Origin of the sequence: Solibacillus ferritrahens (genome assembly GCF_037027585.1) — a bacterium.
GTDB lineage: Bacteria > Bacillota > Bacilli > Bacillales_A > Planococcaceae > Solibacillus > Solibacillus ferritrahens.
Genome location: NZ_JAXCLE010000022.1, coordinates 47291 through 53878 on the forward strand (window position 1 = coordinate 47291; position 6588 = coordinate 53878).

The 6588-nt window shown below is 32.3% G+C and carries 7 protein-coding genes and 1 riboswitch; of the genes, 5 read left to right on the forward strand and 2 right to left on the reverse strand.

Annotated elements, in window-relative coordinates; translation table 11 throughout:
- Window positions 1-4: 4 nt before the first annotated feature.
- Window positions 5-574, reverse strand: a complete 570-nt coding sequence (locus tag SNE38_RS16865; RefSeq protein WP_336046935.1) for a hypothetical protein — start codon at window positions 572-574, stop codon at window positions 5-7.
- A 257-nt stretch (window positions 575-831) separates the two neighbouring features.
- On the opposite strand from SNE38_RS16865, the gene SNE38_RS16870 reads away from it, so the two are divergent.
- The 3 genes from SNE38_RS16870 to SNE38_RS16880 all read left to right on the forward strand — a co-directional run bounded on the left by SNE38_RS16870 (window position 832) and on the right by SNE38_RS16880 (window position 2916).
- Complete coding sequence (locus SNE38_RS16870) at window positions 832-1662, forward strand: helix-turn-helix domain-containing protein (RefSeq protein WP_336046936.1); 831 nt, start codon at window positions 832-834, stop codon at window positions 1660-1662.
- A 365-nt stretch (window positions 1663-2027) separates the two neighbouring features.
- Window positions 2028-2177, forward strand: a complete 150-nt coding sequence (locus SNE38_RS16875; RefSeq protein ID WP_191701804.1) for a hypothetical protein — start codon at window positions 2028-2030, stop codon at window positions 2175-2177.
- A gap of 235 nt (window positions 2178-2412) precedes the next feature.
- A complete protein-coding gene (locus tag SNE38_RS16880; protein WP_225223895.1) occupies window positions 2413-2916 on the forward strand; it encodes a general stress protein in 504 nt (167 codons plus the stop codon).
- Between the two features lie 327 nt (window positions 2917-3243).
- On the opposite strand, the gene SNE38_RS16885 is transcribed toward SNE38_RS16880, so the two are convergent.
- On the reverse strand, window positions 3244-3645 hold the full coding sequence (locus tag SNE38_RS16885; RefSeq protein WP_336046939.1) for a hypothetical protein: 402 nt from the start codon (window positions 3643-3645) through the stop codon (window positions 3244-3246).
- Between the two features lie 331 nt (window positions 3646-3976).
- Window positions 3977-4078, forward strand: a riboswitch (purine riboswitch).
- A 137-nt stretch (window positions 4079-4215) separates the two neighbouring features.
- Between SNE38_RS16885 and SNE38_RS16890 the strand changes: the two genes are divergently transcribed.
- Window positions 4216-5547, forward strand: a complete 1332-nt coding sequence (locus SNE38_RS16890) for an NCS2 family permease (protein ID WP_336046940.1) — start codon at window positions 4216-4218, stop codon at window positions 5545-5547.
- Between the two features lie 151 nt (window positions 5548-5698).
- The gene (locus tag SNE38_RS16895) at window positions 5699-6175 is read left to right on the forward strand and encodes a GNAT family N-acetyltransferase (RefSeq protein ID WP_191705234.1); all 477 of its coding nucleotides are present in this window, start codon (window positions 5699-5701) and stop codon (window positions 6173-6175) included.
- Window positions 6176-6588: the final 413 nt, after the last annotated feature.

The following is a 6588-nucleotide window of genomic DNA, read 5'->3' on the forward strand; positions in this document are numbered from 1 at the left end:
GATTTTAACCCTTCCATGTTTCTGTTGAATCAATGTAGTTATCTTTATCAGAGCATAAAATATAAGTGGTATGATCAGCGAAATCGCTCTGTACAGAAACCACAGTTAAATTTAAAGCTGTCTGAAAGGTTGGAGTTAGTTCATTCATTTTGTGAGTGAATTTACCCCCATTTGGGTAAACTTCGAGATAAAGTTGATTATCTATCCAATAAAATTTTATTTTCATGGATAGAATAATTTTATTGAGTTCTTTACTTTCGTAATAAAAATTATTAACTTCGATAATTTTTCTAAGTGTATACTTCATGCGCTGAACTCTTGAAAATGAAAATGGGCTAACATATAGAGTGAAAAGGGTATTAATTAAAAACAATAAATATACAATCAGTTTTAAATAGTCTTGTAATGGAATATTTATTCCAAACTGATGATTAATTGATAATGCGTTTTTAATAAGATAAAAACACAATAAAGGTAATGCTCCAACGAAGAATTTGATAAAAAATGCTTTCAAATCTGGTTGTTTTGTCTTTAACTTTGCCGTATGCTTAAGTTTAAAGTGAGAAATTTTCATAAGGCTTCCTTTCTAAAAATGAATAATATTTAAGTAGCGTTTGCAGACGCTGCTTTTTTATTTATTATCACGACCTTTCTTTAACACGAATTTAACACGATTTTTATAAAAAAATATAATCAACTTTTAGGGATTGAAATCGTATTAAAAACGTATTAATTATTTTTAGTATATAATAATGATTATATATGTCAATATAAAAATAAAAATACATTAAACAAGAATAAAAATAAACTTTATTTAAAGGGTGATATTTTATGAAGCCTAAAAAACAAGATGTTGCACAAAGAATTAAGAAAATCAGAGAAAACTCAGGACTTTCTATTGCTATTATGGCGGAGCGAATAGGTATTTCAAAATCTACTTTAAATTCATATATAAGAGGTTTAGCTTTGCCGCCAGAAAATATAGTAGAAAAAATATCATTATTTACAGATATCCCTAAGGATTGGATATATTATGGAAGTTTAAGTGAATATATTAATAGTTATCTACTTTATAATGGACATGGAAAGCTATTAGAAGACTATCCTGAAATTGTTGATGAAATATCTACTAAGTTTAATAAGGGTGAAAAAGACGGAATATCAGAATTTATATATCCTACTCCTATAGTAATTGAAAGAGTATTTGATGATATTTATGCTCCTATCTTTAATAAGTATGTTTCTGAATTAATAAAAGATTTCACTGAAGATATCGCTAAGTATCCATTTCATAATGAAACGGAGAATATTATTAGAGAAAGATATATAAAGAAGGTCTTTAATTTAATTAGACTAGAGGAACCAGCAATTAAATATGGTGAAGATAATAGAATCTTTCAAATTGCTCTAAAAGAATTTAATTTTAGAGTAGATTTATCTATGCAGGGCAGAGAGGATAATGAATACAAAAGTGACGATGTATTATTGGCATTATTATTACAAAAATTCGAAACCCGTAGAGGTACTATAGAAATATTAAGAGCTATTAGTGAATATTTTAATCTGGGTGGAGCGAGATATTCACCCGATATTATAGAGGTTTTTAGAGAAAATTATCATAAATTAAGAAAAATAAATGAAGTAAAAAATAATACAGATTGATACCAGGTTTGATACCAATTCTAATAGGATTTCATGATTCCTTACATTATTATATGGTTTAAATACCTTGATACTGCTAAGGTTTTAGTTTATAAAAGAAAAAAGTTTATTGAGTGGGAATAAACGCTCTCCAAATTTCGAGGAGCCACTGCACCGCAGAAGTACAATAAATTAATGAACACCGTAATAAGCTTAGTAGAGCCTTACTTGATAAGGTTTCTGCTGAGCTTTTTTACTTAGTTTTAAATTTTTTTACGAATATATGTAAGGTTGGCAGTGCACTATAAGGTTTACTTCAGTAAAATAAGGTATAGTATATTTGTTGGATGGATTCTCTTTAAGGATTAGAAAAGTAGGTGAACAAAGTGGGAAAATATCAATTGGATACAAAAGGCAAGGTAGCTGTGACAAAGTATCATGAAAAAAACAAACCTGCCAAATTTGATAAAAAACAGCAACTTGAAAAAATACGTGCAGAGTATTTGAAGAAGAAACAAGAACAAACAGATAAATAAAACGAATTATAAACATAGGAGGATGGTTTTCCCCTATGTTTTTTATTTTTGAATATGTGGGACTAAAAAATGGTAGTGGTAAATAAACATTTTTATTCTTTCAATTTTATTGCGAATTGTTAAATTTATATTACTCGGGTTTAGTATTTCTGAGAAAAGGTATTGATTAGTATACCTATAATCAAGATAAACGAGCGGTATGAACTAAACTATTAAAAAAATGGAGGAATGAAACATGGAAACAAGTGAAAACAAAAAATTGCATGGTATTTACAATACGGAAATGGAATTACAAGCAGAAATGGATCGCCTTCGTACACAAGGGTATGGCGAAGAGGATATGTATATTGTATCGAATCGTAACCAACAGCTTTCAATGTATCGAGGATCATCTTCATATGGAAATGATGGAAAAGAGGGTTCATGGTGGGATCGCTTCAAAGCATTTATTATGGGAGAAGATTTAGTGCGTGATAAATATTTCACACAAATGGGTTTAACAGAAGACGAAAGAAATCGTTATTATAAAGAATTGCAGGAAGGCAAGTATTTATTGTATGTAGATAAAGACTATGGAGCTTACTTCGATGAAGGTACAGAAAATTACGGGGTAAATAAAACTGAAGAAGAGCGATTAGCCCTTCATGAGGAAGAGTTACTACAACGTGAAAGAAATGATATTCATAATACATCGACAAATTTAGATGAGTCGTTAAATCGAACAAATCGTCAATATTAAGAGCTGTAATTAAATATAAGGAAGTCTATATTGTATAGGCTTCCTTTTTTTATGTTTAGAATTATTTACTCTTCAATAGTATCTTTTGGGCGGGATTTCCACTCAATTCCACTCGATACACAACCTAATGTCACAATTAATAAAAGTACAAATAATGTGTTATGCAACCAATACGGCAATTAAAGCCCTCCTTTAAACTATCTTTAACATCTTTAACGAATATTATTTTAACATACTAAAAAGATAGAATGTACAATTTAGGGCTGGTGAAGTTAACAAAATAATTAAAAGCCTAAGCAGCTTATAGGCATACTCAGGCTAATGTGATTAGTTTTCTTTTTTTTCGATGAAGAACGTTACGATGAAAAATAGGAAGAATGCGATTAATAAAATTGATCCGCCTACAATGAAGAACACCATATTTAATGTTTCATTAGTGTTCAATGGATCTAAGTAGTGTAGCCACATTCCTATACATAACCCAGTGGCACCAATCATCCCTAAAATACTTTGAACCTTTACGTAAAGTAGTTTGCGGATTGGTACAGAATAATAGAAAATTCCCCACGCAAATACCGATAACCATCCTACTAATACAAAGTGAGCGTGAATTGGACGTAAAGTATAATTCATTTCTCCACTCATAATAGAACCGATTAAAACACCTAAAAAGCCAAAAATTGCCGCGAAGCGAATTAAGCGCATCGCCCATATTCGTTGTTGTATCAAAAAAATCCCTCCAAAAAAATTCATTTCAAGTTAACTATAAAAGAGTAATATGACATCTCTATAAACTTTCCTGAGAAAATATTCTATTATTCCAGTAAATCCAACACTTCATATAACCTTTATTTCATTCAAAAAATCCCACCCAAAGTATATGTGTGTAATAGAAAAGTGAATTGAATTACAGTATATACCAGGTCGGTAAAAAGGCGTTTAGTAAATTCCAAGAAAAGACTTGGCTAAATTATGAATGTTTTCACGAACCTTTTATGATAAAAATTAAAAAATGTTCGGATATGGGCTTGTAATTTAAAAAATGAAATGTTATATTACTAGCGTAAATTAAATATGTCGTCGTATAATGTCGGGAATATGGCCCGTAAGTTTCTACCGAATCACCGTAAATGATTCGACTACGATTTAAAATAAGTTTCGATTCTATTTAACTAATAGAAACAATTCTTATTTCCATAAATCGTAGACATGCAGCATAACAGCTTAGCGTGTCTTTTTGTTTTATAGGATCGAAACCCTCGATAGTTGTAAGACGACAACACGGAGGAAAATTACATTATGAAAAAGTATTTCGAGTTTGATAAACTTGGGACAAATTATCGCAAAGAGATATTAGGTGGTTTCACTACATTCTTAGCGATGGCCTATATTTTAATTGTCAATCCATTAACTTTAACATTAGCGGATGTACCTGATCTTCCGGATGCAATGCGTATGGATTATGGTGCAGTATTCGTAGCAACAGCCTTATCGGCAGCTGTTGGATCGTTTGTAATGGGATTCTTGGCAAAGTATCCGTTGGCATTGGCACCGGGACTTGGACTAAACGCATTCTTTGCTTATACAGTTGTTTTAACAAACGGAAGTCCATGGCAGCATGCATTGGCAGCAGTATTCGTTTCAGGTGTGTTCTTCTTGATTTTAACTTTAACAGGTTTACGTGAAAAATTAATTAATGCAATTCCAATGGAATTAAAATTAGCAGTTGGTGCAGGTATTGGTTTATTCATCGCATTTATCGGTTTGAAAAATGCCGGAATTGTTATTGCGAATCCAGCAACATTTGTTGGTATTGGTAACTTAACAGATCCAGAAGTATTGTTGGCTATATTTGGTATAGTTATTACAGTTATTTTCTTAGTTCGTGGTATGAAAGCCGGTGTATTCGTCGGTATGGCTATTACTGCTATAGCTGGTATGATTTTTGGTTTAGTAGAACTACCGTCACAAATTGCAGCAATGCCACCATCTTTAGAGCCTACATTCGGTGCGCTATTCTCTGCTTTTGGTGACGCGGAATTTTATACTTTAGCAATGCTTTCAGTTATCCTAACATTCCTATTCGTTGACTTCTTTGACAATGCTGGAACATTAATGGCTGTAGCCAACCAAGCAGGATTTGTTAAGGACAATAAACTACCTCGTGCAGGTAAAGCTTTAATTTCTGACTCGATTGCAACCATTGCAGGATCTATTTTTGGTACATCGACAGTAACTTCATTTGTTGAATCTTCTTCGGGAGTAGCTGCTGGTGCTCGTTCTGGTTTTGCAGCAATTGTGACAGGTGTATTCTTCCTATTAGCACTATTCTTCTTACCGATTCTAAGTGTTGTAACTTCAGCGGTAACAGCTCCAGCGTTAATTGTTGTAGGGGTATTAATGGTTGCATCACTTGGTAAAATTGAGTGGGAAAAATTCGAAATTGCAGTACCGGCTTTCTTTACTATGTTAATGATGCCTTTAACATTCTCGATTGCAACAGGTGTTGCTGTAGGTTTCGTATTCTACCCATTAACAATGATTGTCGCAGGGCGTGCAAAAGAAGTTCATCCAATTATGTACGTATTCGGATTTATATTCTTGCTTTACTTAGGCACTGTAGCACATTAATGAAATTTATTCTTAGCTACTTAGACAATCCGTTTAAGTAGCTTTTTTTATTTGGCGGTCTCTACCATTAGAATTACAAATTAAGTTACGGATGATTAGAAGGACAATCTATATCGAGGTAGAAGATAAATATATAAGGAGTGAATAGATTATGGAAGTTGAAATTATTGAAGCCAGTACATCTGACTATATAGAAGTAAACCGAATTGTAAGGGAAGGGCATGAGGAACACGTAGAAGGGGATCGGTCTATTTTTCGTAGTGTGGAAACGGTGATGCCTGAAGATTATTACAATGAACTATTAAAGAATGATAATAGTAAAATATTTATTGCGAAATTAGAAGAAGAGACGGTTGGCTTTGCAATAATAAGTTTGGAAGTATCGCCGCCATTCCCTTCATTAGTTTCTCGGAATTATGCCTACATACATGATTTTGGCGTTGATCAAAGAAAGAAACGTCGATCAATCGGTTCGAAGCTCTTTGAAAGGTGTATTCAATGGTCGGAAGAAAAGAATGTAACGACAGTGGAGTTGAATGTGTGGGAATTTAATAAAGATGCATTAGCGTTTTATGAGAAACAAGGCATGAATGCTATTAGTAGAAGAATGCGAATCGATATTAAATAGCTTCTTTTTCTTATAGGAGGAAGGGGTAGAGAGATTACTTTTGGAGCGACAAGTAAAAGTACTTTACTGTATATATAATAGGAAGAAACTCTAAATGGCTTACTGTATAAATATCAGAAAATTTTTTCTTTTAAAAAGGGGTTGCGCAAAGATTAGATACGGGTGTATAGTTAATCACGTTGCTGCGACACACTGAAGCAAGCAACACAATCGAAAAACAAATTCTAATAAAGTTGTTGACAAGTAAAAACAACTCAGTTATAATTTGAAACAGTCGCACAAACGACTAAAACATGAACCTTGAAAACTGAACAAGCAACGTTAATGAAACAAGCTTCTTAAATGAAGCAAACAATAGATTATAACTTTTAATTAAGTTAAATCGCTAGCAAAGCAAATGAGCTTTCAAACTA